General features: G+C 67.0%; 25 protein-coding genes and 2 tRNA genes. 14 read left to right on the forward strand and 13 right to left on the reverse strand.

What is annotated here, in order from left to right; genetic code table 11:
- Window positions 1-67: 67 nt before the first annotated feature.
- The 5 genes from rplS to WFH00_RS05510 form a co-directional block, all read right to left on the reverse strand.
- Window positions 68-415: a 50S ribosomal protein L19 gene (gene rplS / locus WFH00_RS05490; protein ID WP_336659646.1), complete on the reverse strand. Its 348-nt coding sequence runs from the start codon at window positions 413-415 to the stop codon at window positions 68-70.
- Between the two features lie 388 nt (window positions 416-803).
- Window positions 804-1,796, reverse strand: coding sequence for an Fpg/Nei family DNA glycosylase (locus WFH00_RS05495; protein ID WP_336659648.1), 993 nt, complete (start codon window positions 1,794-1,796; stop codon window positions 804-806).
- 275 nt (window positions 1,797-2,071) lie between these two features.
- Window positions 2,072-2,563, reverse strand: coding sequence for a ribose-5-phosphate isomerase (locus tag WFH00_RS05500; RefSeq protein WP_336659649.1), 492 nt, complete (start codon window positions 2,561-2,563; stop codon window positions 2,072-2,074).
- A gap of 86 nt (window positions 2,564-2,649) precedes the next feature.
- On the reverse strand, window positions 2,650-3,291 hold the full coding sequence (locus WFH00_RS05505; protein WP_336659650.1) for a mycothiol-dependent nitroreductase Rv2466c family protein: 642 nt from the start codon (window positions 3,289-3,291) through the stop codon (window positions 2,650-2,652).
- A 10-nt stretch (window positions 3,292-3,301) separates the two neighbouring features.
- Entirely contained in the window at window positions 3,302-4,264 is a 963-nt protein-coding gene (locus WFH00_RS05510; protein ID WP_336659651.1) for an aldo/keto reductase, read from the reverse strand.
- Window positions 4,265-4,407: 143 nt separating this feature from the next.
- Here WFH00_RS05510 and pepN point away from each other — a divergent pair, with 143 nt between their 5' ends.
- From pepN to WFH00_RS05525, 3 genes are read left to right on the forward strand one after another with little or no spacing between them, the layout of a single operon-like run.
- Window positions 4,408-6,993: an aminopeptidase N gene (pepN, locus tag WFH00_RS05515; RefSeq protein ID WP_336659652.1), complete on the forward strand. Its 2,586-nt coding sequence runs from the start codon at window positions 4,408-4,410 to the stop codon at window positions 6,991-6,993.
- 3 nt (window positions 6,994-6,996) lie between these two features.
- Entirely contained in the window at window positions 6,997-7,911 is a 915-nt protein-coding gene (locus tag WFH00_RS05520; RefSeq protein ID WP_336659653.1) for a mechanosensitive ion channel family protein, read from the forward strand.
- Complete coding sequence (locus tag WFH00_RS05525) at window positions 7,908-8,408, forward strand: globin (RefSeq protein WP_336659655.1); 501 nt, start codon at window positions 7,908-7,910, stop codon at window positions 8,406-8,408. The genes WFH00_RS05520 and WFH00_RS05525 overlap by 4 nt, the downstream gene beginning before the upstream one ends.
- 134 nt (window positions 8,409-8,542) lie before the next feature.
- Here WFH00_RS05525 and WFH00_RS05530 read toward each other — a convergent pair whose 3' ends face one another.
- Window positions 8,543-9,766 (reverse strand): MFS transporter, encoded by a 1,224-nt coding sequence (locus WFH00_RS05530; RefSeq protein WP_336659657.1) that lies wholly within the window; start codon window positions 9,764-9,766, stop codon window positions 8,543-8,545.
- 238 nt (window positions 9,767-10,004) lie between these two features.
- Between WFH00_RS05530 and WFH00_RS05535 the strand changes: the two genes are divergently transcribed.
- Window positions 10,005-10,077, forward strand: a tRNA-Arg gene (locus WFH00_RS05535).
- A 69-nt stretch (window positions 10,078-10,146) separates the two neighbouring features.
- Here the strand turns inward: WFH00_RS05535 and WFH00_RS05540 are convergent.
- From WFH00_RS05540 to def, 3 genes are all read right to left on the reverse strand, one after another.
- On the reverse strand, window positions 10,147-11,112 hold the full coding sequence (locus WFH00_RS05540; RefSeq protein WP_336659658.1) for a sensor domain-containing diguanylate cyclase: 966 nt from the start codon (window positions 11,110-11,112) through the stop codon (window positions 10,147-10,149).
- Window positions 11,113-11,116: 4 nt separating this feature from the next.
- Complete coding sequence (locus WFH00_RS05545) at window positions 11,117-11,695, reverse strand: HhH-GPD-type base excision DNA repair protein (protein ID WP_336659659.1); 579 nt, start codon at window positions 11,693-11,695, stop codon at window positions 11,117-11,119.
- A gap of 75 nt (window positions 11,696-11,770) precedes the next feature.
- Window positions 11,771-12,334 (reverse strand): peptide deformylase, encoded by a 564-nt coding sequence (def, locus tag WFH00_RS05550; protein WP_336659660.1) that lies wholly within the window; start codon window positions 12,332-12,334, stop codon window positions 11,771-11,773.
- A gap of 180 nt (window positions 12,335-12,514) precedes the next feature.
- On the opposite strand from def, the gene orn reads away from it, so the two are divergent.
- The 4 genes from orn (at window position 12,515) to WFH00_RS05570 (ending at window position 14,294) form a co-directional block, all read left to right on the forward strand.
- Window positions 12,515-13,150: an oligoribonuclease gene (gene orn, locus WFH00_RS05555; protein WP_336659662.1), complete on the forward strand. Its 636-nt coding sequence runs from the start codon at window positions 12,515-12,517 to the stop codon at window positions 13,148-13,150.
- Between the two features lie 124 nt (window positions 13,151-13,274).
- A tRNA-His gene (locus WFH00_RS05560) sits at window positions 13,275-13,347 on the forward strand.
- A 126-nt stretch (window positions 13,348-13,473) separates the two neighbouring features.
- Window positions 13,474-13,929, forward strand: coding sequence for a fluoride efflux transporter FluC (locus WFH00_RS05565; protein ID WP_336659663.1), 456 nt, complete (start codon window positions 13,474-13,476; stop codon window positions 13,927-13,929).
- Window positions 13,926-14,294 carry a fluoride efflux transporter FluC gene (locus WFH00_RS05570; protein ID WP_336659665.1) on the forward strand — a complete coding sequence of 123 codons (369 nt, stop codon included), beginning with the start codon at window positions 13,926-13,928 and terminating at the stop codon, window positions 14,292-14,294. Before WFH00_RS05565 ends, WFH00_RS05570 begins: the two co-directional genes overlap by 4 nt.
- A gap of 150 nt (window positions 14,295-14,444) precedes the next feature.
- On the opposite strand, the gene WFH00_RS05575 is transcribed toward WFH00_RS05570, so the two are convergent.
- Together WFH00_RS05575 and WFH00_RS05580 are read right to left on the reverse strand one after the other, a co-directional pair.
- Window positions 14,445-15,389, reverse strand: coding sequence for a ThiF family adenylyltransferase (locus WFH00_RS05575; RefSeq protein WP_336659666.1), 945 nt, complete (start codon window positions 15,387-15,389; stop codon window positions 14,445-14,447).
- On the reverse strand, window positions 15,386-16,156 hold the full coding sequence (locus tag WFH00_RS05580; RefSeq protein ID WP_336659668.1) for a hypothetical protein: 771 nt from the start codon (window positions 16,154-16,156) through the stop codon (window positions 15,386-15,388). Before WFH00_RS05580 ends, WFH00_RS05575 begins: the two co-directional genes overlap by 4 nt.
- Before the next feature lie 338 nt (window positions 16,157-16,494).
- Between WFH00_RS05580 and WFH00_RS05585 the strand changes: the two genes are divergently transcribed.
- The gene (locus WFH00_RS05585) at window positions 16,495-17,289 is read left to right on the forward strand and encodes a hypothetical protein (RefSeq protein WP_336659670.1); all 795 of its coding nucleotides are present in this window, start codon (window positions 16,495-16,497) and stop codon (window positions 17,287-17,289) included.
- Here the strand turns inward: WFH00_RS05585 and WFH00_RS05590 are convergent.
- Window positions 17,286-19,628 carry a putative bifunctional diguanylate cyclase/phosphodiesterase gene (locus WFH00_RS05590; protein ID WP_336659671.1) on the reverse strand — a complete coding sequence of 781 codons (2,343 nt, stop codon included), beginning with the start codon at window positions 19,626-19,628 and terminating at the stop codon, window positions 17,286-17,288. The genes WFH00_RS05585 and WFH00_RS05590 overlap by 4 nt on opposite strands.
- A 132-nt stretch (window positions 19,629-19,760) precedes the next feature.
- On the opposite strand from WFH00_RS05590, the gene WFH00_RS05595 reads away from it, so the two are divergent.
- From WFH00_RS05595 to WFH00_RS05605, 3 genes are read left to right on the forward strand one after another with little or no spacing between them, the layout of a single operon-like run.
- Window positions 19,761-20,108, forward strand: a complete 348-nt coding sequence (locus WFH00_RS05595; protein WP_336659673.1) for a metallopeptidase family protein — start codon at window positions 19,761-19,763, stop codon at window positions 20,106-20,108.
- Entirely contained in the window at window positions 20,105-20,395 is a 291-nt protein-coding gene (gene clpS, locus WFH00_RS05600; protein WP_336659675.1) for an ATP-dependent Clp protease adapter ClpS, read from the forward strand. The genes WFH00_RS05595 and clpS overlap by 4 nt, the downstream gene beginning before the upstream one ends.
- Window positions 20,392-21,000 carry a DUF2017 family protein gene (locus WFH00_RS05605; RefSeq protein WP_336659676.1) on the forward strand — a complete coding sequence of 203 codons (609 nt, stop codon included), beginning with the start codon at window positions 20,392-20,394 and terminating at the stop codon, window positions 20,998-21,000. Before clpS ends, WFH00_RS05605 begins: the two co-directional genes overlap by 4 nt.
- A 12-nt stretch (window positions 21,001-21,012) precedes the next feature.
- Here WFH00_RS05605 and dinB read toward each other — a convergent pair whose 3' ends face one another.
- Window positions 21,013-22,212 carry a DNA polymerase IV gene (dinB, locus tag WFH00_RS05610; RefSeq protein ID WP_336659677.1) on the reverse strand — a complete coding sequence of 400 codons (1,200 nt, stop codon included), beginning with the start codon at window positions 22,210-22,212 and terminating at the stop codon, window positions 21,013-21,015.
- A 202-nt stretch (window positions 22,213-22,414) separates the two neighbouring features.
- On the opposite strand from dinB, the gene WFH00_RS05615 reads away from it, so the two are divergent.
- Both WFH00_RS05615 and glpK read left to right on the forward strand, forming a co-directional pair.
- Window positions 22,415-24,154: a glycerol-3-phosphate dehydrogenase/oxidase gene (locus WFH00_RS05615; protein WP_336659678.1), complete on the forward strand. Its 1,740-nt coding sequence runs from the start codon at window positions 22,415-22,417 to the stop codon at window positions 24,152-24,154.
- A complete protein-coding gene (glpK, locus tag WFH00_RS05620; RefSeq protein ID WP_336659679.1) occupies window positions 24,154-25,668 on the forward strand; it encodes a glycerol kinase GlpK in 1,515 nt (504 codons plus the stop codon). Before WFH00_RS05615 ends, glpK begins: the two co-directional genes overlap by 1 nt.
- Window positions 25,669-25,685: the final 17 nt, after the last annotated feature.

Here is a 25,685-nt window from a genome sequence, read left to right on the forward strand (position 1 = left end):
CTCCCACCCTATTCCCGGGGGGAGCCTGAAAGCCGCATGCCAGTGGCACGTCGGTAAGAAGCGGGGCTTAGACCTCGCGCTTCTCCTTGATCTTCGCCTTCTTGCCGGTGAGGCCGCGCAGGTAGTAGAGCTTCGCACGACGCACGTCACCGCGGCTCACGACCTCGATCTTGTCGATCGCGGGCGAGTGCACCGGGAACTTACGCTCGACGCCCACCTGGAAGCTGATCTTGCGGACGGTGAAGGTCTCGCGGACGCCCTCGCCGTGGCGAGCAATGACGATGCCCTGGAACACCTGAACACGCGAGCGGTTACCCTCGACGATGTTCACGTGCACCTTGACGGTGTCGCCGGCGCGGAAATCGGGGATGTCGCTCTTGAGCGACGCGGCATCGACCAGGTCAAGCTTCTGCATGGTTGTCTACTCTCTGCGCCCGCCGCAAGTCGGAACGCGGATATCGAAAAGTACTGAAGTAAGAGGCTCACGGTTCGTGCGGACCCTCGCGGCAGTGCCGCACCGTGGCACAAGGTTCAATTATGCCACACTTCTCGGGATCGCTGCGCGCAGTCAGGATCGCACGATCCGCCTTCAACAGAAGATCTGGCCATAACAGCATCGCAGGGGCAGGATCGCGTGTGCTGGAGCACGATCGGGTGGCTAAGGCCAGCGTGCCCGCTACTCCCGGCTACGCGCGGTCTAGGTCTGACAGCCACGCGCGTGCGCTGAGCAACGCGCTGCACCGGCGCCGAGACGGCACCGGGGGCTGCATGAACGGCCAGAAATGGCCGTTCACCTGACTGCGTCAGGTCTGGCAGCCCGAGCACCAGTAGAGCTTGCGGGCACCGAACTCCTCGAGCGAGATGTTCGTGCCGCACCGCGCGCAGGGCGTGCCCTCGAGCTTGTAGACCGAGTGGCGCTCGTCGCGATCCATGAGCGCACGCTGGTAGGCGTCTCCGGTGAGCCCGTCGATAGTGATCATCTGCCCGACCGTGATGCCGATTTCGAGCAGGTGCGCCCAGTCGTCCCAGAGCGCCTCGAGCACCGTGCGGTCTAGGGTGTTCGCGGGGGTGTGCGGATCCAGGCCTGCGCGGAACAGCATCTCTGCCCGGTAGACGTTGCCGATGCCCGCGATCACCGACTGATCCATGAGCACGAGCCCGATCGGTGTCTTCTTCCGCAGCGCCCGCTCCACGAAGCGCTCGCGCTCCGCGGGGGTGTTCGCGTTCGCGGGGTCGGGGCCGAGCTTCTGCACGACGGCATCGACCTCGCCCGGTGTGAGCACCTCGCAGGCGGTCGGACCACGCAGGTCGGCGCACACGAGGTTGTTCAGCAGGCGCACGCGCACCTGACCGACCGGTTCGGGCGGGAACGTTGTCGGTTCCGTAGTCGCGCGATCGGTTTCGGCCATGCGCACGCGGCGCGGGGCTCCGATCGAGGTCACCGAGTCCTCGGCGTCGCGGTCGACGGGGCGGTCCGGGCGCGAGTACTCCCCCGTTTGTCCGAGCTTCGAGTGACCCGGAGTCTGCCCGTGGATCTGGATCGATGGGTGCACCCGCACCTGACCGGAGAAGTCCCACGCACCATAGATGCCGAGGTGCACGCGCAGCCAGTGGTCGCCCGCGAACTCGAGGAACATCTGCTTGCCCACGGCGCGCGCGTCGAGCATCTCGCGACCGCTCAGCAGTGCCGCGCCCTGCGCGAAGCGCCCCTGCGGGCTCGACACCTCGGGAGCGGTGCCGACGAAATTGACCGCGAACTGCCGGGCGATGCGGTGGACGGAATGACCTTCAGGCATGTGCTCCCGTTTCGATCAACCGAGGCCGAGGGCGGCCTCGGCACATACGCCGCGCGAAGCCATGCTTCGCTTGAAGCGGCTTGGTGCCTTCAGGCATCGTTACTCGCTCATTTCACTCTCCGAGGCCGAGGGCGGCCTCGGCACGTTCGCCGCGCGAAGCCATGCTTCGCCTGAAGCGGCTTGGTGCATTTCGATCAACCGAGGCCGAGGGCGGCCTCGGCACATACGCCGCGCGAAGCCATGCTTCGTATGAAGCGGCTTGGTGCCTTCAGGCATTACAGACTGTCGACCTGCTTGCCGACGATCTCCCGGGTGCGCTCGTACTCGCCGAGCTGCCCGATCCGCCGCACGTGGCGCTCGTCGCCCGAGAACGGCGTCGCGATGAAGAGGTCAATGAAGCGGATCGCGTCGGCGACGTCGTGCTGACGCGCACCGATCGAGATCACGTTCGCGTTGTTGTGCTCGCGCGCGAGCGCCGCGGTCGATTCGTTCCAGACGAGCGCCGCGCGGATGCCGACCACCTTGTTCGCGGCCATCTGCTCGCCATTCCCGGAGCCCCCGAATACGACGCCGAGCGCTTCGACCCCGTCCCGCTGATCACGCGCGACCCCGACAGCCGCGTTGATGCAGAACGACGGGTAATCGTCGAGCGCATCGTATTCGGCGGGTCCGTGATCGATCACCTCGTGCCCTTCGGCGCGCAGATGATCCTGCAACTGCTGGCTGAATTCGAGTCCGGCGTGGTCAGTGGCGACGTGAATACGCATGGCGAAGATTCTATCGGTGCGGTTGCCGTCAGCGGCGCGCGGCCGGGGCGACGCCGACGCGCACGCTACGGCAGCAACTCAGCGCGTTAGAACTGCGGGCCCTTCGTGCGGCCCCGCTTGAGCTCGTAGAAGCCCGGCACGCTCGCGGCGGCGACGATTCCGTCCCACAGCTGCAGCGCCTGCTCGCCCTGGGGCGCGGGCGTCACCACGGGGCCGAAGAACGCGACGCCGTTCACCGAGATCACCGGAACCCCCACGTCCGGGCCGGCGATTTCCAGCGCGTGCGCACTGTTCCCACGCAGCTCCTCGTCGTACTGCTCGTCGTCAGCGGCCGCTGCAAACCCTGCGTCGAGGCCGAGCTTCTCGAGCGCGTCAGCGATGATCCCGTCGAAGTCGCTGCGCGAACCGGGGTGGATCGCGGTGCCGAACTCCGTGTACAGCTTGCCGACGACCTCGGCGCCGTGCTCCCGACCCACCGCCACCGCGACCCGCCCGAGTCGGTGACCCTGACGCATGCCTGCCGCGTGATCCCCGACGTCATTGCCCTCGTTGATAACCTGCAGGCTCACCGGGTGCCACTGCACCATGAAGCCGCGCTGCTCAGCAACGTCTGAAAGCCAGCGGCTCGTCATCCAGCACCACGGGCAGATCGAGTCGAACCAGAACTCCACGGCGGGCGACTCGGAGACGGCCGGGGATGTCACTGCTGCTGACGTTTCGATACTCATGCGGCTCAGCCTACTTCCGGCCCGTCGGCACCGGGAAGAGCTCCTCGATGCGTTCGCGCTGAGCGTGATCGGGGCGCCAGCGCTCCCCCGCGGTGGCGTTCTGCCGCACCTGCTCGACGGAGGTCGCTCCGGCGATCACGCTCGAGATCGGTTCGTGTTCGAGCAGCCAGCCGAGAGTCGCCTCCAGCATCGTGACGCCCCACTCGGCGCAGAGCTCCCGATACGCGTCGAGCGCGTCCCAGTCCGCGTCCTCCGCGATGTGCGGGCGCTGCCGCATGATGCGGCTGTCCGCGGGGAAGCGGTCCCGCGCGAACTTACCGGTGAGGAGCCCGTTCGCGAGCGGGAAGAACGGGAGGAAGCCGAGCCCGAGCTCGCGGGCGGCTGGAACCTCCTCGCGATCCGCCGCCCGCTGTACGAGGCTCAGCTCGTTCTGCGCGGAGATGAAGGGACGGGCGCCTAGCTGCTGCGCGGCCCGCGCTGCCTCCCGCATCTGCTCACCAGAGAAGTTCGAGTGGCCGTACGCGCGCACCTTGCCCTCCTCCACGAGCTCGTCGAGCGCGGCAAGGGTCTCGGTGATCGGGGTCTCCGGATCCGGCATATGCATCTGGTAGAGGTCGATCCGGTCAGTACGGAGCCGCGTCAGCGACCCCTCGACCGAGGCCCGGATGTATTCGCGCGACCCGCGCTTCCCGGTATAGGGAGCGCCCGAGTCGGGATGCCCGAACTTCGTGGCGAGCACGATCTCGTCGCGGCGTGCGCCGAGCGCGCGCCCCATCATCTCCTCGCTGCGCCCGTGCGCGTAGCCGTACAGATCGGCCGTGTCGAAGAGCGTGATGCCGGCGTCGATCGCCGCGCCGATCACCGCGTCGGTGCCGTTCTGGCCCTCGGTCGGGCTGCCCGGCCTCCCGAAGTTGTTGCAGCCGAGGCCGATGGAGGAGACGACGAGGTCCGAAGATCCGAGTGTGCGAGCCATGATCGTCACTCTACGCGCGCCCACCGACACTGCGGCGAGCGCGGCGGCTTTCCGCATCGAACGCACCGCCCCGCTCTGAGCGCGTTGATAAGTCCCGGGCCTAGTCTGGGTGCATTACGTATCCCCGATCGTCAGGAGCATCAGTGCCAGGAACGAACCTCACCCGCGCGGAGGCGCAGGAGCGCGCCGCAGTCGTCTCGACCGATCGTTATGAGGTGGCGCTCGACCTCACGCGGGGTGCGCAGCACTTCGGCGCGGTCACGACGGTGCACTTCACGGGTACCCCCGGTGCGGCGACCTTCATCGATCTCATTGCCGAGTCGGTGGAGCGGGTGGAGTTGAACGGCGACGCGCTCGACCCCGCTGTCGTGTTCGAGGATTCGCGGATCCTGCTGCCGACCCTCGCTGAGCAGAACGTGCTGCGGATCGAGTCGACGCAGCGCTACACGAACACGGGCGAGGGCCTGCACCGCTTCGTCGATCCCGCGGATGGCGAGGTCTACCTGTACTCGCAGTTCGAGGTGCCGGATTCGCGACGCATGTTCCCGGTCTTCGAGCAGCCTGATCTGAAGGCGACGTTCCGGTTCACGATTACGGCGCCCGCGCGCTGGCAGGTGGTCAGCAACCAGCCGACACCAGAGCCGGTCTCGGCGGGGTCGCGCGCAGAAGCGCAGGGTGCGGACTGGGCGGATCAGGCGATCTCCACCTGGACGTTCGAACCGACTCCCGTGATGTCGAGCTACATCACGGCGCTCATCGCGGGCCCGTACCACGTGGTGCGCTCGGAGCTCACGAGCCGCGACGGCCGCACGATCCCGCTCGGCGTTTTCTGCCGCGAGTCGCTCGCGCCCTACCTCGACGCCGACTACATCTTCGACAAGACGCGCGAGGGCTTCGCGTTCTTCGAGGAGCAGTTCGACTACCCCTACCCCTTCGACAAGTACGACCAGCTCTTCGTGCCCGAGTACAACATGGGCGCGATGGAGAACGTGGGTGCGGTCACCTTCACCGAGGCGTACGTCTTCCGCAGCCAGGTGACCGACGCGATGCGCGAGCGTCGCGTCGTCACGATCCTGCACGAACTCGCGCACATGTGGTTCGGCGACCTCGTCACGATGCGATGGTGGAACGACCTGTGGCTGAACGAGTCGTTCGCGGAGTACATGTCGACGCTCGGGGTTGCGGAGGCGACGGAGTGGACCGAGTGCTGGACGACGTTCGTCGCCTCCGAGAAGTCGTGGGCGTACCGGCAGGATCAGCTGCCGTCGACGCACCCGATCGTCGCCCCGATCCGCGACCTCGAAGACGTGCTCGTGAACTTCGACGGCATCACGTACGCGAAGGGCGCCTCCGTGCTGAAGCAGCTCGTCGCGTGGGTGGGCCGCGAGCCGTTCATGCAGGGGGTGCATGACTACTTCGTGAAGCACCATCACTCCAACACTGAGCTGACGGATCTGCTGGCCGAGCTCGAGGCGCGCAGCGGGCGCGACCTGACCGGGTGGTCGAAACTGTGGCTCGAGACCGCGGGCGTGAACACCCTGCGGCCCGTCTTCGAGCTGGACGACGAGGGCCGGTACGCGAGCTTCGAGATCGCGCAGTCCGCGGTCGCCGAGTACCCGACGATCCGCCCCCACCGCATTGCTGTGGGACTCTATGCGGTCGAGAACGGCGTGCTGCGGCGGACGCAGCGGATCGAGCTCGACGTCGACGGCGAGCGCACCGAGGTGCCCGAGCTCGTGGGCACTGAGCAGCCGGCGCTGCTGCTGCTCAACGATGACGATCTCACGTACGCGAAGATCCGCCTGGATGAGCGATCGCTCGCGACCGCCGCGGAGCACCTGGGGAGCGCGGAGGATTCGCTTACCCGCGCCCTGCTCTGGGGCACGTTGTGGGATGCGACGCGCGACGGCGAGTTCCCCGCGAGCCGCTTCATCGACATCGTGCTCGCGCACGTCGGCAGCGAGTCGGCCTCCACCACGCTGCGCACCCTGCTCGGTCAGCTGCTCCTCGCATCCGCGAGCTACGTCGCGCGTGATCGTCGTGACACCACGCTCGAGCGCGTCGCCGATGCGCTCTGGCAGCTCGCCGTGAACGCGGAACCGGACTCCGACCGTCAGTTCCAGTTCGTGAAGTCCTTCGGGCAGCTCGCTCGCACCGACGCGCAGCTCGACACCGTGCAGGGCCTCTTCGACGGTGCACTCACGCTCGACGGTCTCGACATCGATACGGACCTCGGGTGGGAGCTGCTCGTCTCGCTCGCCGCTGGCGGTCGCGCTACCGAGGAGCAGATCGCTGCGCGGCAGGACGAGGATCGCACCGCAACTGGCAACCAGTCGGCCGCTCACGCTCGTGCGGCGCTGCCGACCGCCGACGCGAAGGCGCGCGCTTGGGCGTCGGTCTTCGACGATGCCGACAAGCCGAACGCGATCGTGCGGGCGACGGCCGCGGGCTTCACGCGCACGCACGACCTCGCGCTACTCGAGCCCTACGTCGAGCGCTTCTTCGGCGCGCTGCTCCCCGTCTGGGAGTCGCGGAGCTACGCGATCGCCGAGGAGCTCGTCGAGGGCTTCTTCCCGGCCGAACTCGCGAACGAGGCACTGACCGATGCGACGCGTGCCTGGCTGGGCGCCAACGCGGAGGCACCGGCAGCGCTCCGCCGCATGGTCAGCGAGCACCTCGCCGGCGTCGAGCGCGCACTGCGCGTGCAGGCGGCCGACCAGGAGGCGTAGTCCATGGACGACGGCGAAGGCGTTGAGGAGGTGGTCGGGAACGCGTTTCACACGTTCCTGATCACCTACCAGGTGCCGCTCACGATCGCGGTGATCGTGATCTTCGCGGTGCTCCTGAACTGGCTGCTGCGCCGCCTCCTCATGCGCACCGTCACACATGTGGTGCGCGGCGTGAAGAAGGCGCAGGACGTCGACGCGACTTCCGAGATCCGCGCTGCTCCCTACGTGAGCGCTCGGGCGGTGCAGCGCACGCGGACGCTGGGAACCGTGGGGCGCGCCGTGATCACGTGGACCATCGTCGTGATCGCGCTGATCCTGATTCTCGGCCAGCTCGGCGTCAACCTCGCTGCGCTCCTCACCTCAGCGGGAATCGTCGCCGCCGGACTCGCCTTCGGCGCGCAGAACATCGTCAAGGACATCCTCAACGGCATCTTCATGGTGTTTGAGGATCAGCTCGGTGTCGGTGACATCGTGACGATCGGCGCGATCAGCGGAACAGTGGAGGACGTCGGCATCCGAGTCACCCAGGTGCGCGCGATGGACGGCACGCTGTGGTTCATCCGCAACGGCGAGATTCTCACGCTCGGTAACGCCTCCCAGGGCTGGGGCCAGGCCGTCATCGACATCACGGTCGACGCCCGGCAGGATCTCGCACACGTCTCCGACGTCACCCTCGAGGCGGCGAACCAACTGCTGCGTTCCGAGCGCTACGCGCGCAAAGTCACCGGATCACCCGAGCTTCTCGGCCTCGAGAGCGTGTACGGTGATCGCGCGACCCTGCGGCTCACCGTGCGTACACGGCCCGAAGCGCAGTGGGAGGTGCAGCGCGGTATCCGGGCCGAACTGCGCCGCACGTATCGCGAGCACGACATCACGCTCGCCGACGAACTCCCCCGGCCCCCAGGAGGCACCGCATGACGAACATTCCGCTCACGCCCGGCTCCGGCCCCGACTCTGGCTCGAGCTCCGCCGGGTCCGCGCCGGGGCCGACGCCCGTGCCGCGGCTCACACTTCGCTCGGGCGAGGGCGGGGACGCGGTAACCGAGACGCTCTGGTCGCAGGTCGGGGGTACCGAGACGTTTCGCCGCATCGCGGAGGCGTTCTACCGCGGGGTGCGCGAGGACGAGGTGCTCTCCCCCATGTACCCCGATGCTGATTGGGAGGGCGCGACCTGGCGGCTGCAGGCGTTCCTCGAGCAGTACTGGGGCGGACCGACCACGTACTCGGAGCGGCGGGGGCATCCGCGCCTCCGCATGCGGCATCAGCCCTTCGCGGTGACGCCGGACGCGCGGGACCGCTGGCTGAAACACATGTTCGCAGCCCTCGACGAGGTCGCGCTGCCTCCGATGCACGACGCAGCGTTCCGCGACTATGTGGAGCGCGCGGCCCACGCGATGGTGAACCGCTTCGAGTAGGCGGCGGGTTGGCGTGCATTCGGGACTTGTGTCACGCGTTCAACCGCCTTCGACCGCGTTCAACACACGATCCGCGTTCAACACAGCCGCAATTGCACATATTTGTATGTTGGCAGCGGACTCGCTGATGACGGTTAGCGCTTGACTGCAGCTTCGGCGGCCGGGAGGTCGCGAGGCGGGTGCGTCGCGGGGGTCAGCACCCACGTTACCGCCGCGAGCGCGATGAGCGCCGCCGTCACTCCGAACGCCCATCCGAAGCCCGCCGCGTCGACGATCGCTCCGGCGACCAACGGGCCCAGCACCCCGCCGAGATCGCTCGTCATCGAGTAGGCGGCGACCACGCTGCCGCCCCGTCGCTGGGCCAGAATGTCTGCGAGCACTGCCTGCTGACCCGGATTCACGAGTGCGGATCCTGCCCCCGCGACGAACATCACTATGATCGCCACCCAGATGTGCGGCGCGGCGGGGAACGCTACGTACCCGGCGGCGAGGATCACGGACCCGGTGATGAGCAGCGGCTTTCGGCCGATCGTGTCGTTCCAGCGTCCCGACGGGAAGATGAGGATCGCGTTGCCCGCGGCGTACGCGGCGAGCACCCACGCCGCGAGCGTCGCGTCGCCGTGGAAGGTCACGGCCACGAGGATCGGGATCACCGATACGCGCACGCCGTACGACGACCACCCGAACGCGAAGACCGAGAGGAGCAGCGTGCGGTACTGGGGAATGCGGAGGGCCGCGCGGAACGAGAGTTCGTCTTCCGCTTTCTCGGCGCCGCGCGGGGCGCGTCGGGCGTGCGTCGATGTGCGCAGCGCGATAGCGACGACGCTCGCGGCGATGATGAGCATCACGAAGTAGAAGACGAACGGCGCGCGAAGCCCGAAGACCGCGACAGCGCCACCGAGAACCGGGCCGAGCAAGCCACCGAGCAGGAATCCGGCTGCGTTCACGCTCGCGACTCGTCCCCGCGCCGCGGGCGGGCTGACCTTGATGAGCAGGGCGGTCGCGGCAACCGTGAACATCGCCGAACCGATACCGCCGACGCCCCGCAGCACGACGAACTGCACGTAATCGCCGGCGAGTGCCGCGGCGCCCGTCGAGACGGCAACGATGAGGATCCCGATGATGTACGTGCGCCGCTCGCCGAGGCGGTCGACCACCCATCCCGCGAGCGGTGCAGAGACGAGCCGCATGAGGGCGAATGCGCTGACGATCGCCGACGCCGCGAACGCCGACACATCGAACTCGAGCGCGAACTGCGGAATCGCTGGGGCCACGACGCCGTAGCCGAGCGCAACCGTAAACCCGCCGGCGACGAGCGCCCACACCTCGAACGGGAGCCGCTGCCTCGAACCTGACACGCTGTAACGCCTTCTTTCTTCGCTGCGCATCGCAGTCTGCCGCCGGACGGGCAGTGAGCACAGCACGTGCAACGCTAGCGCGAATTGCGGAGCGGTGTTCTGGTCACGGGTGTGGTGCGGAAGTTCCGATGGGGCGACGGCACATTTCGCACGCAGTGCGCTTGGCAGGAATTGGGGCACCACCTCAGTCGGTGGGCTGCGCAATTCGCCTGCTCGTCTCGGTGTACGCTCGTAGGGCGCCTCCGTAGCTCAGTGGATAGAGCAACGGCCTTCTAATCCGTTGGTCGCAGGTTCGAATCCTGCCGGGGGCACTCATTCCGCCAAAGCAAAGCTTTGTCGACCAGTGCCGTCGCCTCACAAGGCTCGCTTAGCACCGACCCCTAGGAAGCGCGCGCCGCCTGCTTTCGTGCATACATCTCGGCGTCGGCAACATCGATCGCCTCGCGCAGCGTGACTCGCCCGGGCATGGACGCAGCTCCCCCGAGCGACGCCGAGATTCCCGCTGCCTCGAGCCGGCGCGTGAAGCGCTCGAAGTGCTCCGGCACCTGACGCGGACTCACGCCATTGGCGAGTATCGCGAACTCGTCGCCGCCGATCCGCGCCACCCGATGCTCGGGGCCCGCAGCCTCCTTCAGCGCTACACCCGTCCGTTCGAGCAACCCGTCGCCCGCAGAATGGCCGATACTGTCATTGACTGATTTCAGCCCGTTGAGATCAAGGATCGCGACGGCGACCGGATCTCCGAACGCATCGACGCGTTCCTGCGCATCCGCGACTACACGATCCCAACCGCGCCGGTTCAGCAGGCCGGTGAGCGCATCCGAGTGCGCGAGGGCATCAGCGATGGCAATGCTCCGCCGTTCGCGGTCGATCCGGCGGGAGAGCTCGAGCTGCGTGGAGAGCAGCTCGCTGAGCAGGCGGATCAGCTCTTCGTCGATCGTCTCCTCGGTCTCAAGCGGCGTCGTACGCGCTCCGCACAGCACGCCGAACAGCTCACCACGGTCGTCATGGATCGTGTACCCGGCGTACGAGCCGATCCGCTCCGCGAAGCGAAGGTCCGAGTAGTCGGGGTCGGCGAGGGAATCACGCACGACGTGAGCCGCACCCGCCGACATTCGGCTGCAGAACGACTCATCCCAACTGATACGGGCACCCGACGAAATCACCTCAGTCTCCTGCACGTGCACGTGGATCTGCTCGCCGTTCGTAACGCGCGAAACGGACCAGTCCGTCAGCGGCGTGTGCTTCTGCAGATACGCGACAACGCGCTCCGCAGACGTGGTGAACGCAGCAGCCCCGTTCGGCAGCGTTTCCGATGCTGCCGGCTCCCCCAGTTTCCCCTGCACGCCGCTACGCCCCCGATCCGCGCTTCGCCGCAGCCTTCGCGGCCCGCTTCGTCTCGCGCACCTTGAGCAACGACTCAGGCGATGTGATGTCGGCGACACTTCGGTACGAGCCCTCCTCGCCGTACGCGCCCGCGGCCTCTCGCCAACCGGCGCCCGAAAACCCGAGCTGCTTACCGATCAGCGCGAGGAAGAGCTTCGCCTTCTGCTCGCCGAAGCCGGGGAGCGCGCGCAGGCGCTTCAGCACGGTCTTGCCGTCGGGCGAGCCTTCGGTCCAGAGTGCTGCGGCGTCTCCGCCCCACTCGTCAACGATGGTCTGGCAGAGCGTCTGCACGCGTGTGGCCATCGACCCCGGAAAGCGGTGCACCGCAGGAGTCTGTTTGAAGGCGGCGAGGAACTCTTCGGGATCCGCCTGCGCGATCTTCTCCGCGTCGACCGCGCCCACACGTTCCTGAATCTTGAGCGGACCCACGAACGCGACCTCCATCGCGATCTGCTGATCCAGCAGCATTCCAATAAGCAATGCGAGGGGGTTCTCCGAAAGAAGCTTGTCGGCGGCGGGATCATCAGTGAGGTGCAGGCTCATGGCATCAGTCTGCCAAAGACTGCCGGGAAATGTCGGCACTGCGACGCAATCTCGAGGCACCGTCAGATCGACGCGCTAACCTTCGAGGTCGTCGACGCCCGGCATCCAGCTCAGGCCCGGCTTACCCCAGCCGTTCTTGCGCTGGGCCTTCTGCGCCCCGCGATTCTCCGGGTGCACCAGTCGATCGACATACAGCAGGCCGTTGAGGTGGTCGTACTCGTGCTGCAAAATGCGCGCGAACCACCCGCTGGCGGTGATCTCGAAGCGCTTTCCGTCGATGTCCTGCGCCCGCAGCAGGGCGCGCGGAGAACGGCGAAGGGCGAAGCGCTCCCCCGGGAACGAGAGACAGCCTTCGACCTCGTCCTCGTCGGGGAGGCCAGGATCCGCGGGAGTGATCCACAACTCCGGGTTGATGGCGACCCCGCGCTCGGGTGCCTCGTCCTGGTCGTCGTAGATCCACACGAAGATGCGCTTGCCCACGCCCACCTGAGGGGCTGCGAGACCCACTCCGGGAGCGGCGACCGTCGTCTCAAACATGTCGTCGACGAGCGTTCGCAGCTCAGTATCGAACTCGGTGACGGGGGCCGCGGGGCGATGCAGCACGGGCTCGCCGGAGATCACGATGGGAAGCACTGCCATAGCGTCCAGTTTAGTCGGTGTGCGCGGACGGGCCGTCGCGGAGGGACGGCGTCGACCTACCGCGATCCTGCACTCCGTACCGCATCAGCCTGGCGCGCCCGGCCTTTCCAAAAACCGCCGCAGTAGACTGCAACGATGCGGGTCAGCGCCCGCGCGAAGCAGCAGAAGCGAGGAGCAAGCGTGTCGAACACCCCAGCAGAGCAGATCGTCTGGATCGACTGCGAGATGACCGGGCTCGACGTCGACGCCGATGGGCTCTGCGAGATCGCGATCATCGTCACGGACTTCGATCTCAAGCCGCTCGACCCGGGGTTCGAGATCGTCATCAACCCCGGCGAAGAGGCGCTCGCGCAGATGAACGATTTCGTGCGCTCGATGCACGAGAAGTCGGGGCTGTTGTCGCGGATCGCGGAGGGCGCGAGCCTCGCAGACGCCGAAGCGCAGGTGATCGAGTACCTCGGGCGCTTCGTCACCGCAGGGCGCCGGCCGCTCGTCGCCGGGAACACGATCGGCATGGACCGCCGCTTCATCTCGAAGTACCTGCCGACGCTCGAGGAGCGCCTGCACTACCGCAGCATCGACGTGTCGACGATCAAGGAGCTCGCTCGCCGCTGGTACCCTGCCGCGTACTTCGGCGCCCCCGAGAAGCGCGGTGGACATCGAGCGCTCGCGGACATCGCGGAGTCGATTCAGGAGCTCGCCTACTTCCGTGACGCGACCATGGTGGCACAGCCGGGGCCTGACAAGGCGGGTGCTGCTGAACTCGCGAAGCGGGCGAGCGAGCTGTACACGGATCTCGTGCAGCGCTCGGAGTAGCGCGGGCCCTCTCCCCTGCAACACGCCGAAAATCCCCCAGAGGGGACGCGATTGGCAACGCACCTCGGCTATGCGTTATGATTGTGGGGTTGCCTGATCCGCTCCGGTGGGTAAGGACAGCATGGTGGCTATAGCTCAGTCGGTAGAGCACCGGCTTGTGGTGCCGGTGGTCGCGGGTTCAAGTCCCGTTAGCCACCCCGAATATGAATCCCCGGTGCAATGCGCACCGGGGATTCTTTTGTCTGGCGAGCGGGACTCCCTCGCCGACGGGCGCGTCAGAGTTCGACGCTCACGAGGGGCATACTCGAAGGCGAGGAGGTTCCATGGAAATCGAACCGAGCGCCACTGCTCCCCCGAGCCCCGGGTTCGCGCAACACCTTCGCGCTGCCCTGCTGGTCGGCGCGGGCGGCGTGTTCGGCACCGCGGCCAGGTTCCTGCTGAGCGAGGCGATCCCGAAGGCCGGGGGTGTGCCGGTCGGGATCCTCCTCATCAACCTCACCGGCGCTTTCATCCTCGGCGTGCTTCTCGAGGCGCTCGCGCTGCGCGGCTCCGACACGGGCGGGCGCAGGATCGCCAGGCTGTTTTTCGGCACCGGCGTACTGGGCGGTTACACGACCTACAGCACGCTCGCCACCGATTCAGCGCTGCTCATCCACGATGGGCGCGCGGGTACGGCCGCACTCTACGCGGTTGGAACGGTGCTGCTCGGGGCGGTAGCGTCGGTTCTCGGGATCCTCCTCGCCAGGCGCGTCTCGCAGAAGCGTGAGGTGCGGTCGTGAACGCGCTCACCGTGGTAGTCGTCGCGCTCGCGGGAGGCGTCGGATCCGCCCTCCGCTATCTCGTCGACAACGCGGTTCCTGCACGGGTGCGCGCCCGATTCCCCTGGGGCACAGCGCTCGTCAATCTGACGGGGTCGTTCGCGCTCGGCATCGTCACCGGGCTGATGAGCCGCGGTGCGCCGACGCTCTGGGGCGAGGCCGTCGCGATCGGCGTGCTCGGCGGCTACACGACGTTCAGCACCGCGAGCATCGAGACCGTGCGTCTGGCGCTGGACCGCCGAGCTTGGTCCGCCGCGCTGAACGGCGTCGGCATCCTCATCGCGTGCGTCGCGCTCGCGCTCGTCGGATACGTCGCGGCCGCGTAGACCCACTACTCAGGCCAGACAGGGTGAGTCAGCAGCACACGTCGGAGATTCCGCCTGCATCACACCCGCAAACGAGTAACGGCGTGTGTTCAAGGCGCAAACTGCTGCTGATGCGGCAATGACCAGGAGCGGCCGCGTGACGATGCCCGCTCAGTGGGAGGCGCGGCGCGCGATATCCGCGTGCGTGTAGGCGCCGCGCGGGTTCATACCGAGCCGGTCACGCACCGCGGCGATGAGCAGCCCGCGCGTGTGCGCAGCCTTGCCGGCGCGCACCACCCGAGTGCGCAGTCGGTACGCGTCGGTGTAGGCGATCCGCGGCGCCCAAATCGGTGACCGGCGGCGGTTGCGCACGCCCGAGGTGAGGTGCAGGAACGCCTGCGCGCTGCCGATCGAGGACGCGACATCGACACCAATGGAGATCGACGGCAGGGACGCGGGCGGGTGCCCCTCCTCCCCGATGACCGTCTGCAGAGAGCGCAGGTCGGTGTATGCGGGTATATAGGGCAGGCACCGGGAGAGATCGACGCCCGCTTCTGCGATCTCGTCGAGGGGCGTGTCCGCGCGGAAGCCCATGAACCGTTCGAAGGTCCACTCCGACTGCGGGGCGAACGACGTCACCTGAGCGGCGAAGCCGACATTCATCACCAGGAGATCGGGAATCCCCTGCGCTCGAGCCCGCCGGGCGATCAGCGAGCCGATCTCCGGCCGCGTCAGCTCCGACTCGTCGAGCACGAGCGACGCGCCATGCATGAACGGCTCGACGTTCTCGGGAATCACACCGTCGAAGAAGACCTCGACCACAGCGTCGGGGTTGATGTCGAGCACGCGCTCGCGAAACACCTCGGCCTTGCGCCGCCCGAACGTCGACGTTGTCGCGCCCTCGACCCGGTTCATGTTCTCGGGCTCGAACACCTCGGGATCCGCGACGCTGAACGCGGGCACGCCCATGCGCGCGAGCTTCAAGCCGAGCTGAAAGCCGTCGCCGCCGACGCCCGCGATCGCCACGCGCGACTGGGTCAGCGCACGCTGTTCGTCTTCGTTCCAGAACCCGTAGTTGCGGGAGAATTCCGGAGCGCTAACCGTCTTCGCGATCAACGCACAACCTCATGAGCGGATCGCTTGGGCAGGCGGCCCACATATGTCATGAGCCCCTCAGCCTCGCGATACTGATCGATGAAGCCACCGTTCCGTGCGTTCACACGCTCTGCGGAAGCGGGAATGTCGATCTCGATGGGGAGGTTGTAGTCGAGGTAGTGCTCGACGTAGCGAGGCTTGCCGATCCGCGAAATCGCGATTGACCCTTGGAGGTGACGTTCGAGCCAGGGCTCGATGATCGCGAAGGTGCGCTCGAGGTCGTGGTTCGCAATGTAGGCGAGCATGATCGCGAAAAGGTGCCACTGCACGAGTTCCTGCATCACGGCCTTCTCGTGGCGCGCAATCACCCGCGACACCTCGACGCTCCGTGCGCTGAGCTCGCGACCCGTGAACGAATCCGGGCAGAACTCCTCGACGGGGAGCGGCCGATCGTCTCCCCGAATGATCAGCCGCGAGACACCGAGCACGCGCACGCCGTCGTCGTAGTTCTCGAAGACTGCGAAGGTGACGGATCGCGCGTCGTCGGGATCGCGGTCGGTGCCGTCGTCTTGCAGTTCACTCGCGTCGAGCTGCCCGGTCTGATCGACATATACCTTGCGGCGCAGCTCGAAGTGCGCGACGTACTCGGACTCGAGGCCCGGCAACGCGACGTCGTTGACGGCGATGAGCCCGACAGAAAATCGGGCGTCGGGCCGGTCGAGAAAGATGTCGGAGTCGATGACTGGTATGACATCGTGGTTCGTGACCGATCGATCAATGTGCGACAACGCCGGGTCCTCCTGAGGCTGCACAGCCGGATGGGCTATGGAAGCGCCATGAAACCCCAATCGGTCCACGAACAGCTCCTGTGTACTCACATTTTGCACCAGAAGTGCTGCTTGTTGCACCGAACACAACCTTCGGCGAGTCGTTTCGACATAATCCGCCGAAAAACGAAAACGAGATTCGCGGACGCGCGCCCGCGCGTCCCTCGGAGGGTGAAAGCTCGGGTGATACGATGAGGCACTACACTCGCCGAATTTGAGGGGGCACGGTGCAAGTAGACAACTGGAACTGGCCCGGAAATGCGGGTTCACGCTCCGACAGCACGGACCTTCGCGCGAAGATGCTGGCGACCGCTGTGCGGCATGTGGAGACCGTCGGACTCTCACTCGGCATCAACGGCACGGTGATCGATCGCCTCACCGCTGAGGCAGGGCTCAGCCCGAAGCAGTTCGCCCAATCGTGGGTCTCACATGACGCATTTCTTGCGGACCTGTTCATTGAACTCGCGAACCAGGCTCAGATCGATCGTGCCGACACCGAGACGCTGTTGACGACGTGGCAGTACCTGAGCATGCGGGTCGGCGACCTCCGCTCCGCGGAGGGCCGTCGAAGTGTGCTGATCGACATCATCCGCACCGCGGCTGAGTACAACTTCGAAGTCGTCACCGCCTCGAGCAAGTGGCGCACCTACGCGGCGCTCTCCACGACGATCAGCGCATGGCCCGAGGGCGAAGCGCGCGCTCGAGTGCTCGAGGCGCTGCGCGCGAGCGAAATGTCGTTCGTCGAAACCATGGAGAACTTCTACCGCAACGTGTTGCCCACCGTCGGTTATCGCCTTCGGCCGATGTTCAACAACGACTATCAGCCGTTCGCCGTCGCCGCCGCCTCAGTGATCGAGGGGCTTGGGATTGTGCGCGCAACCGTGCCCCCGCTGGTCGAAGCACACTTCACGCGTTCGATCGAGCGAGCGAATGGCGTCGACGAGGAGTCGTGGTCAGTTGCCGCGCTCTCGTTCATGGGTGTCGTGGATGCGTTCATCGAGCCGGACCCCGCGTTCGATGCTGAGGAGGCGATCTCGCGGCTGAGCGGCGGAGTCGACGTCACTCCCCCCTCGCCCGGCGGAGAACCCTTCTAGGAAGCAGCGGTCGCGGCGTTGAGGTCGGCCGTGATGCCGTACTTGCGTAGCCGCTCCATCGTCACTGCAAACGGCTGGGGCCGCCCGAAGTAGTAGCCCTGCGCGTCGCGCACACCGAGCCCCTGCAATACATCGGCCATCTCGCGCGTCTCGATGCCCTCGACGATCACCGTGTGTCCGAGGTTGTCGCCAAACCCCTGCAGTGCCTTCACCACTTCGCGCTGGCGTGCGTCCTTCAGATTGTCGATCAACCCCCGGTCGATCTTGAGAATGTCCATCGGGAAGTGCACGAGCGCGCCGACGACCGAGTCATCCGAGCCGTAGTCATCCAGCGCGAGGATCACCCCGGCCTCCTGGAGCCGCTCGGCGTCCCGGCGTAGCTCGTCATTAACCGTGCGCAGGGAGCGCTCGTTGAGCTCGATGCAGAGTTTGATGTCGGGATGCGCGGCCGCTGCCTCGCGGATGAACGGACCCAACTCCGAGTCGCTGATCTGGCCGAGCTCGAGATTGACCGTCATGCAGTCGACGGTCGGAGCGAGCGCACGGAACTGCTCGGCCGCGTCGAGCGCCTTCGTAATGACCTGTTTCGTGAGCTCGTTCATGAGCCCGAGACTCTTCGCACGCGCGATGAGGGAGGGCGCGGAGATCGGCCCCAGCTCGGGATCCACGTAGCGCGTGAGCGCCTCGAACGCCCAGAGTCGGTCGGTCGACATGTCGATGATCGGCTGGAACGCCAGAATGAGCCGGTTGCTCTGGATGGCTCGGGCGACGATCTCGTTGAGTCGCGTCGAGCGGTGAGACGACACACTGACTGTGCTCCCCTCGATCGACCCCTCCGCTCGGCGGGAGCGCTTTGCGCTGAGCATCGTGCGATCCGCGTCTTCCACGAGCGACTGCGCGTCGATCTCGCGGTGGCTCGAGAACGCGAGTCCCGCGCTCACGAGCGGACGCATTGTATGGCCCTCGAGCTCGATCGGTTCACTGAGCGCGGCGACGATCCGATCCGCCGATTCCTTCGCGTGATCGACCGTCATGAGGCCCGTGAGGATCACGACGAACTCATCCCCGCCAACGCGCGACACGAAGTCGCCACCGCCGGCGGAGCGCTGCAGTCGCTCGGCGACGGAGCGCAGCAACTCGTCGCCGGCGCGATGCCCAAACGTGTCGTTCAAACGCTTGAAGTTGTCGAGGTCGATGAAAAGGAGCGCGATGCCCTGGTGGTAGGCGCGGTACTCGTTTGCGGTGACGAGTGCCTTCTGGAACGACCCGTAGTTCGGCAGGCCGGTGAGCGGATCGGTGTTCGCACGGTGCTCGAGCGTGTCCACCTCTTCCTGCACGCGGGCGGCCTCGCTCGCCATGTGGGCGAGGGTCGCGAGTGAACTCTCATCGTCTCTGGTGAAGGATCCGCCGCCGATTTTGCGGGACGCGACCAGGTATTGCCCGAGCCCAGACTCGAGCCGAACTTCCGCCCCGATCTCGTGCCGCTCGGGCGCCGTGCTGCGCAACTCCACATCGTCGGCGCGAACGATCGATCGCGCACGAGCCACCAGGGTGGAACTCAGCGCCGAGCTGTCCTGTCGCGGGAGTTCGATCGCCGCGTTCGCGACCGCTCCCAGGCGCGCCTCTACGTCCGCTGACCGCGAGCGCTGGGCGAAGACGTAGAAGAGCGCCCCGGCGAGCAGCACGACGAACGGGCTGCGATCCACATCGTTCCCTCGCTCGAGCCAGGGGATCACCATCGTGTCGACGTATTCCATGAGCATCGCGGTCCCCGCCGCAATGACGGCGACGAGCGCCAGGCGCCCCGGGTGCACCTCCGCCGCCGAAACGCCGCGGTCTGCCGACGACCTCGTGCGCTGACGGATGAATTCAACGAGCAGGAAGATGCCGTAATAGGCGATGCTCGCGGGCAGATAGGCGATCCAGTGCCAGTTTCCGAGAAACAGGAACGCCTCGCTCACCGCCTCGAAGCCGATCGCGCTCACCGTGCTCGCGCCCGTGAGGTAGAGCGTGTGCATCACGCTTCGCCGCAGCACCGTTTGCGAAATCGCGACGCCGATGGCCCAAACGCACACGTCGAGCACCGGGTCTCCGGTGACCGGACCGACCGAGAGCATGATGATGGCGACGCCCATTGTCGGATACCCGCGCCCGTGCCCGATTCCCATTTGAAATGGTCCGCAGAGCACGACGCCCGCGATCACGGTGAGCACCAGAGTCCACGAACGCGGATCCGCGCTCAAGAGCCCCACGATCCCCACGATCAGAGCGGCCAGTGCGACCACGACGAAGGGCGCAGCAAACACCCGGTCCCTCACCATCGCGCGTGCAGATGCCACTCAGTCCCCTTTTCCCGTGGTGCCCCACGAGTTAGTGTATCGGCGACGGTGCGCTGCTCATCATGCCGAGTTCGATTCCGGCGGGCGCGACGCTCCTCCCCGTGGCCCGTGGCTTCTGTGTAGGGTGATGACATGCTCGACATCTCGCACGAGGCGTTCGAATCGATGGTCGCCGACGGCCTCGATTCGCTGCATGACGACATGCTCTCGCGGCTCGACAATGTCATCTTCCTCGTCGAAGATCGCCCGGAGGATGGCAGCGACACGCTCGGCGTCTACGAGGGGTTCTCGCTCGCCGAGCGCGGCGTGTACGGGTACGGCGAGGAGCCCGATCGCATCATCCTGTTTCGCGAGAACTTGCTCGAGCACTGCGAAGACGTCACAGAGCTCGCCCACGAGATCCGGGTGACGCTCGTTCACGAGATCGCGCACTTTTACGGGATCGACGAGAACCGCATCCACGAACTCGGGTGGGGATGATGCACGCGACGCAGACGCAGCGCTCGGAGGCGCCCCAGGAGATGCAGGAGCCGGTGTGGCAGACGGTGGTCTGGGACGACCCGGTGAACCTGATGTCGTATGTCGCGTTCGTGTTTCAGCAGCACTTCGGTTTTTCGGCGGATCGCGCGGAGGTCCTCATGCTCCGCGTGCACCACGACGGCAGCGCCGTGGTAGCCGAAGGATCGCGTGAGGCGATGGAGCTGCACGTCGAGGCGATGCACGGATACGGGCTCTGGGCGACGGTGCGGCAGGCGGGCGAACAGTGAAACTTCTTCCCCTCTCGGGTGGCGGCCTGCGGCTGCTGCTCGATCTCGACGAGGCCGCGATGCTCGACCAGCTCGTCACCCAGCTGCGCCAGCTGCTCGAGAGCCACAGCAGCACGACGCTCGATCCCGATCCGCTGTTCGCGAGCCTCGAGGTCGGCGGGTCGGACGAGACTCCTGAGGATCCGGCGCTCGCGCGTCTGTTTCCCGACGCATACTCGGGCCAGGCGGATGCGAGCGCGTACCGCAGCGTCACCGAGCAGGGTCTCATCAATCGAAAACTGCAGGACGCCATGGACGTGACCGCGGCGCTCGGTCTCGGAGGGGGCGCGCCCAGCACCTCGCCGGTCGAGGTGGAGATCACGCCGCAGACGCTTCCCGCCTGGGTGCGCACCCTGACCGCGCTCCGTCTCGCGATTGCGGCCCGCATCGGACTCGACCAGTCGGACGATCGCGAACGACTCCTCGAGGACGAGGAGACGCGAGGCACCGTGCTGGTCTTCGACTGGCTCGCCGCGATTCTCGAGTCCGTGCTCGCGATCTTCGCCGCCGGTGAGTCCGGCGCGGATGCCGACGACGATGCCGTTGATGAGGACGAGGACAGCTGAGCCCGTCGGCGCTTAGTCGCCGGCCTGGCCGGGCGCCTCGAGGGATCGCGGATCCACCACCGTGCCTCGCCCCTTGAGCAGACTCGCCGGGCTCACGCCCGCCGCCCCGAACTTGCCGCGCACCTCGTCGACGGCGTCATCGACCGCGCGCCACTCATCATCATCGCCCCACAGGGCCGCCATGTCAGTGCCGACAGGGATAAGCTGCTCGGCGCGAACTCCGATAAGCCGCACCGCGCGGCCTCGCTCACCGAGTGCGTCGAACAGCTCCCGGGCTGTCTGATACAGCCGCTGCGTCGCCGCGCTGGCCTGTGACAGCGTCCGCGAACGCGTGATCGTCTCGAAGTTGCTCCAGCGCACCTTGATCGACACGGTGCGCGCCTCGATCTCCGCCGCCCGAAGTCGCTCCGCGGTGCGCGTCGCGAGTCGGAGCAGTTCCCGGTGCAGGGTCGCCGCATCCGTGACGTCGTGCTCGAAGGTCTCCTCATGCCCGATGCTCTTCTCGCTGCGCGACGTTTCCACGCGGCGGGCATCGCGCCCATTCGCGAGCTCGTGCAGGCGATGCGCGCTGGCGGCACCGACGAGGCGCTCGAGCGAGTGCACGGGCTCGCGCGCCAGATCTCCTACGGTGCGGATCGCGCGTGAGTGGAGCGCCCGCTCCGTTGCCTGCCCGACGCCCCACATGGCGCCGATCGGCAACGGGTGCAGAAATTCGAGCGTGCGCTCCGGCGGGATCTCCAGGATGCCGTCGGGCTTCGCGCGCTGCGATGCGAGTTTCGCGACGAACTTGGTGCCGGCGAGACCCACAGAAGCCGGGAGACCCGTACGCTCCCGCACGCGGCTGCGGATCGCACGCGCGATCTCGGCGGGCGGCCCGAAGAGGCGCACGCTCCCCGCGACATCGAGGAAGGCCTCGTCGATGCTCAACGGTTCGACGAGCGGGGTGAACTCCTCGAAGATCGCCATGACGGCGCGCGAGGCGGCGCGGTACTTCGCGAATGTCGGTGGGACGAGCACGAGATGCGGGCAGAGCTGCTTCGCCCGGGCCACCGGCATCGCGGACCGCACGCCGAAGCGACGTGCCTCGTAGCTCGCGCTCGAAACGACCGAGCGCGCCGTGTCGTGGGCTGCTGCGACCGGAAGACCGCGCAGTTCCGGCCGATCGAGCAACTCGACCGACACGAAGAACGAGTCCATGTCGACATGCAGCATGGAAGCAATCTCACGCGGCGCTTCGAACATATGTGCTATTTCATCACGAATGGAGTCGGGCTGCGAGCTGCTCGGCCGCCGTGTTCTTGGTCACGACTCCCGGCCTCGGGTGCGCGCGCGTTCTAGCCGCGCGGGCGGGGCGGCTTGCACGGGTGCGGGCTCATACGACAGGCTGGCCACAACGTCGAAAGGGTCTGCACCGATGAACGAACGCCGCCCATCTCTCCGCCCTTCGGTCGCGAGTCTGCGGGATCGGCCCCAAGCCGATGTGCTCATCGTCGGGGGCGGCATCAACGGGATCGCGACGTTCCGCGAGCTCGCACTGCAGGGCGTCGACGTCGCACTCGTCGAGCGCGGCGACTTCGTCTCGGGCGCCTCCTCCGCGTCCAGCCATATGGTGCACGGCGGGGTGCGATACCTCGAGAATGGCGAGTTCCGGCTCGTCAAAGAGGCCGTCGCGGAGCGTAACCGGCTGCTCCGCACCGCACCTCACTACGTACGTCCGCTGCAGACCACCATCCCCATCTACTCGACGTTCTCGGGCCTGCTCTCAGCGCCCCTCCGCCTACTCGTCACGCACGGTCGCGGGAAGCCGCGGGAACGGGGCGCCGCGCTCATCAAGATCGGGCTCACGCTCTACGACACCTTCTCCCGTGACGGCGGGCAGCTCCCCCGCCACCGCTTCATCGGGAGGCGACGGTCCCTCCGCGAGCTCCCGGATCTGCACCCCGATGTACGGTACACCGCGACATACTTCGATGCGTCGATGCACGATCCGGAACGGCTTGCGCTCGACGTGCTGCATGACGGTCGCGTGGCGGGCGGGAGCCGCGCGCGGGCGGCGAACTACGTCTCGGCGATCGGCTTCGAGCGGGGCGCGGTGCGACTCCGGGATGCAGTCGCCGGCAGCGAGTTCGATGTGACCGCCCGGGTGATCCTCAATGCCAGCGGGCCGTGGACCGATCTCACCAACCGCGCGCTCGGTCAGGAGACCGCGTTCATGGGCGGCACGAAGGGCTCCCACATCGTGCTCGACCACCCCGAGCTCCTCGCCGCGACGCGAGGGCGCGAGGTGTTCTTCGAGCACTCCGACGGGCGCATCGTGCTGATCTACCCGCTCGGCGGCCGCGTGTTGGTCGGCACCACCGACATCGACGCGGACCCGAGCGAGCCCGCGGTCTGCACCGACGCGGAGATCGACTACTTCTTCGCGCTCATCGCGCGCGTGTTCCCGAGCATCACGGTCGACCGCTCGCACATCGTCTACACGTTCTCCGGCATCCGTCCGCTTCCGCGGCACGACGACACCGCGCCCGGGTTCGTCTCACGGGACTACCGCATTGAGCGCGCGGACCGCGAGGGCGTGCCGATCCTCAGCCTCATCGGAGGCAAGTGGACGACCTTCCGGGCGCTCGCGGCTCACCTGGCCGACGATACGCTCGCTATCTTGGGCGCGGCACGCAAGATGACCACGGAGTCGCTCAGCATCGGCGGCGGCAAACGCTTCCCACGGAGTGACGCGGCGCGCACGCGGTGGATTGCGGAGCACTCCGACGGGCGGGATCGCGCGCGCGTCGAGCAGCTGCTCGAGCGATACGGCACGCGCGCGGTGGAGGTGCTCGGGGCGACGCCCGAGCACGATCCCGAACTCGAGCAGCTCCCCGGCTACACCGCTGACGAGCTGGCGCATCTCGCAGCCATTGAGGATGTCGTACACCTCGACGATCTCCTCCTGCGCCGCACGTCCCTCGCGTTCCGCGGCGGGCTCAAGACCTCGCGGGTGCGCGCTGCGGCGGAGGCGATCGCACCGGCCCTCGGCTGGGACGAGGCCGAGATCTCGGCGGAGATCGAACGTTGCGCCCTCCTGCTGCGAACGCATCACCGCGTCGATCTGGGCCTCCTTGCCGACGCTCCGCTTCGATCTTCCGGGAAAGGCCACTGATGTCCGACTACATCATCGCGATCGACCAGGGCACCACGTCGAGCCGCGCCATCATCTTCGACGATCGCGGCACCATCGTGTCGTCGGGCCAGAAGGAGCACGCGCAAATCATGCCGCGTGCCGGTTGGGTCGAGCACGACGCGCTCGAGATCTGGCGCAACGTGCAGGAAGTCATCGGCGTTGCGCTCGCGCGCGCCGACCTGACGCGGCACGGCATCGCGGCGATCGGCATCACTAACCAGCGCGAAACGACCGTTGTGTGGGATCGGCGCACCGGCAGGCCGGTCACCAACGCGATCGTGTGGCAGGATACCCGGACGCAGGACATCGTGGACCGACTCGCCGCTGACGGCGGCGTTGACCGCTTCAAGGGCACCGTGGGCCTGCCGCTCGCGACCTACTTCTCCGGGACCAAGGTCGCGTGGATCCTCGAGAATGTGCCCGGCGCCCGCGAATCAGCCGAAGCCGGCGACCTGCTGTTCGGCACGACCGACAGCTGGATCATCTGGAATCTCACGGGCGGACCGGAGGGCGGCGTGCACGTGACCGACGTCACGAACGCATCGCGCACGCTCTTCATGGATCTGCGCACGCTGGAGTGGCGAAACGACATCCTCGAGGTGTTCGGGGTGCCGCGTGCGATGCTCCCCGAGATTCGATCCTCGTCAGAGGTGTACGGCGTCGCGGAGGCGTCGTCGCTGTTGCGGGAGACGCCAATCGCGGGCATCCTCGGGGATCAGCAGGCGGCGACCTTCGGGCAAGCCGCGTTCTCGGTCGGCAACACGAAGAACACCTACGGCACGGGCTGCTTCCTCATTTGCAACACGGGCGAAGAAATCGTGCATTCGAAAAACGGGCTGCTCACGACGGTCGGCTATCAGCTCGGCGACGGGCCCGCGCACTATGCGCTCGAGGGGTCGATCGCGGTGACGGGCTCACTGATCCAGTGGCTTCGAGATCAGCTCGGGATCATCGGCAGCGCACCCGAAGTGGAGGAATTGGCGAGGACGGTGCCCGACAACGGTGGCGTCTACATCGTCCCGGCGTTTTCGGGTCTGTATGCGCCGTACTGGCGGCCCGAGGCACGCGGCACGATCGTCGGGCTGACTCGCTTCGCGAACAAGGGGCACATCTCGCGCGCCGCCCTCGAGGCGGTCGCGTATCAAACGCGCGACGTGCTGGACGCGGTGAACGCGGATTCGGGCGTCGCCCTCTCCGAGCTTCGCGTCGACGGAGGCATGGTGGCGAACGACGCGCTCATGCAGTTTCAGGCCGACATCCTCGGAGTGCCAGTGGTACGGCCGGTCGTCGCCGAGACGACTGCGCTCGGTGCGGCCTACGCCGCGGGGCTGGCCGTGGGCTTCTGGGGCGGGCTCGAGGATCTCACCGCGAATTGGCAAGAGGATCGGCGCTGGGAACCGCAGCTCGACGTCGCCGAGCGCGAGCGCCTGTTGCGCCAGTGGCGTAAGGCGGTCACGAAGTCGATGGACTGGATCGACGAGGACTCGCGCTAACATCCCCCCCCCCGGCA

It is taken from the genome of Leucobacter sp. USHLN153, from assembly GCF_037145615.1.
Taxonomy (GTDB): Bacteria; Actinomycetota; Actinomycetes; order Actinomycetales; family Microbacteriaceae; genus Leucobacter.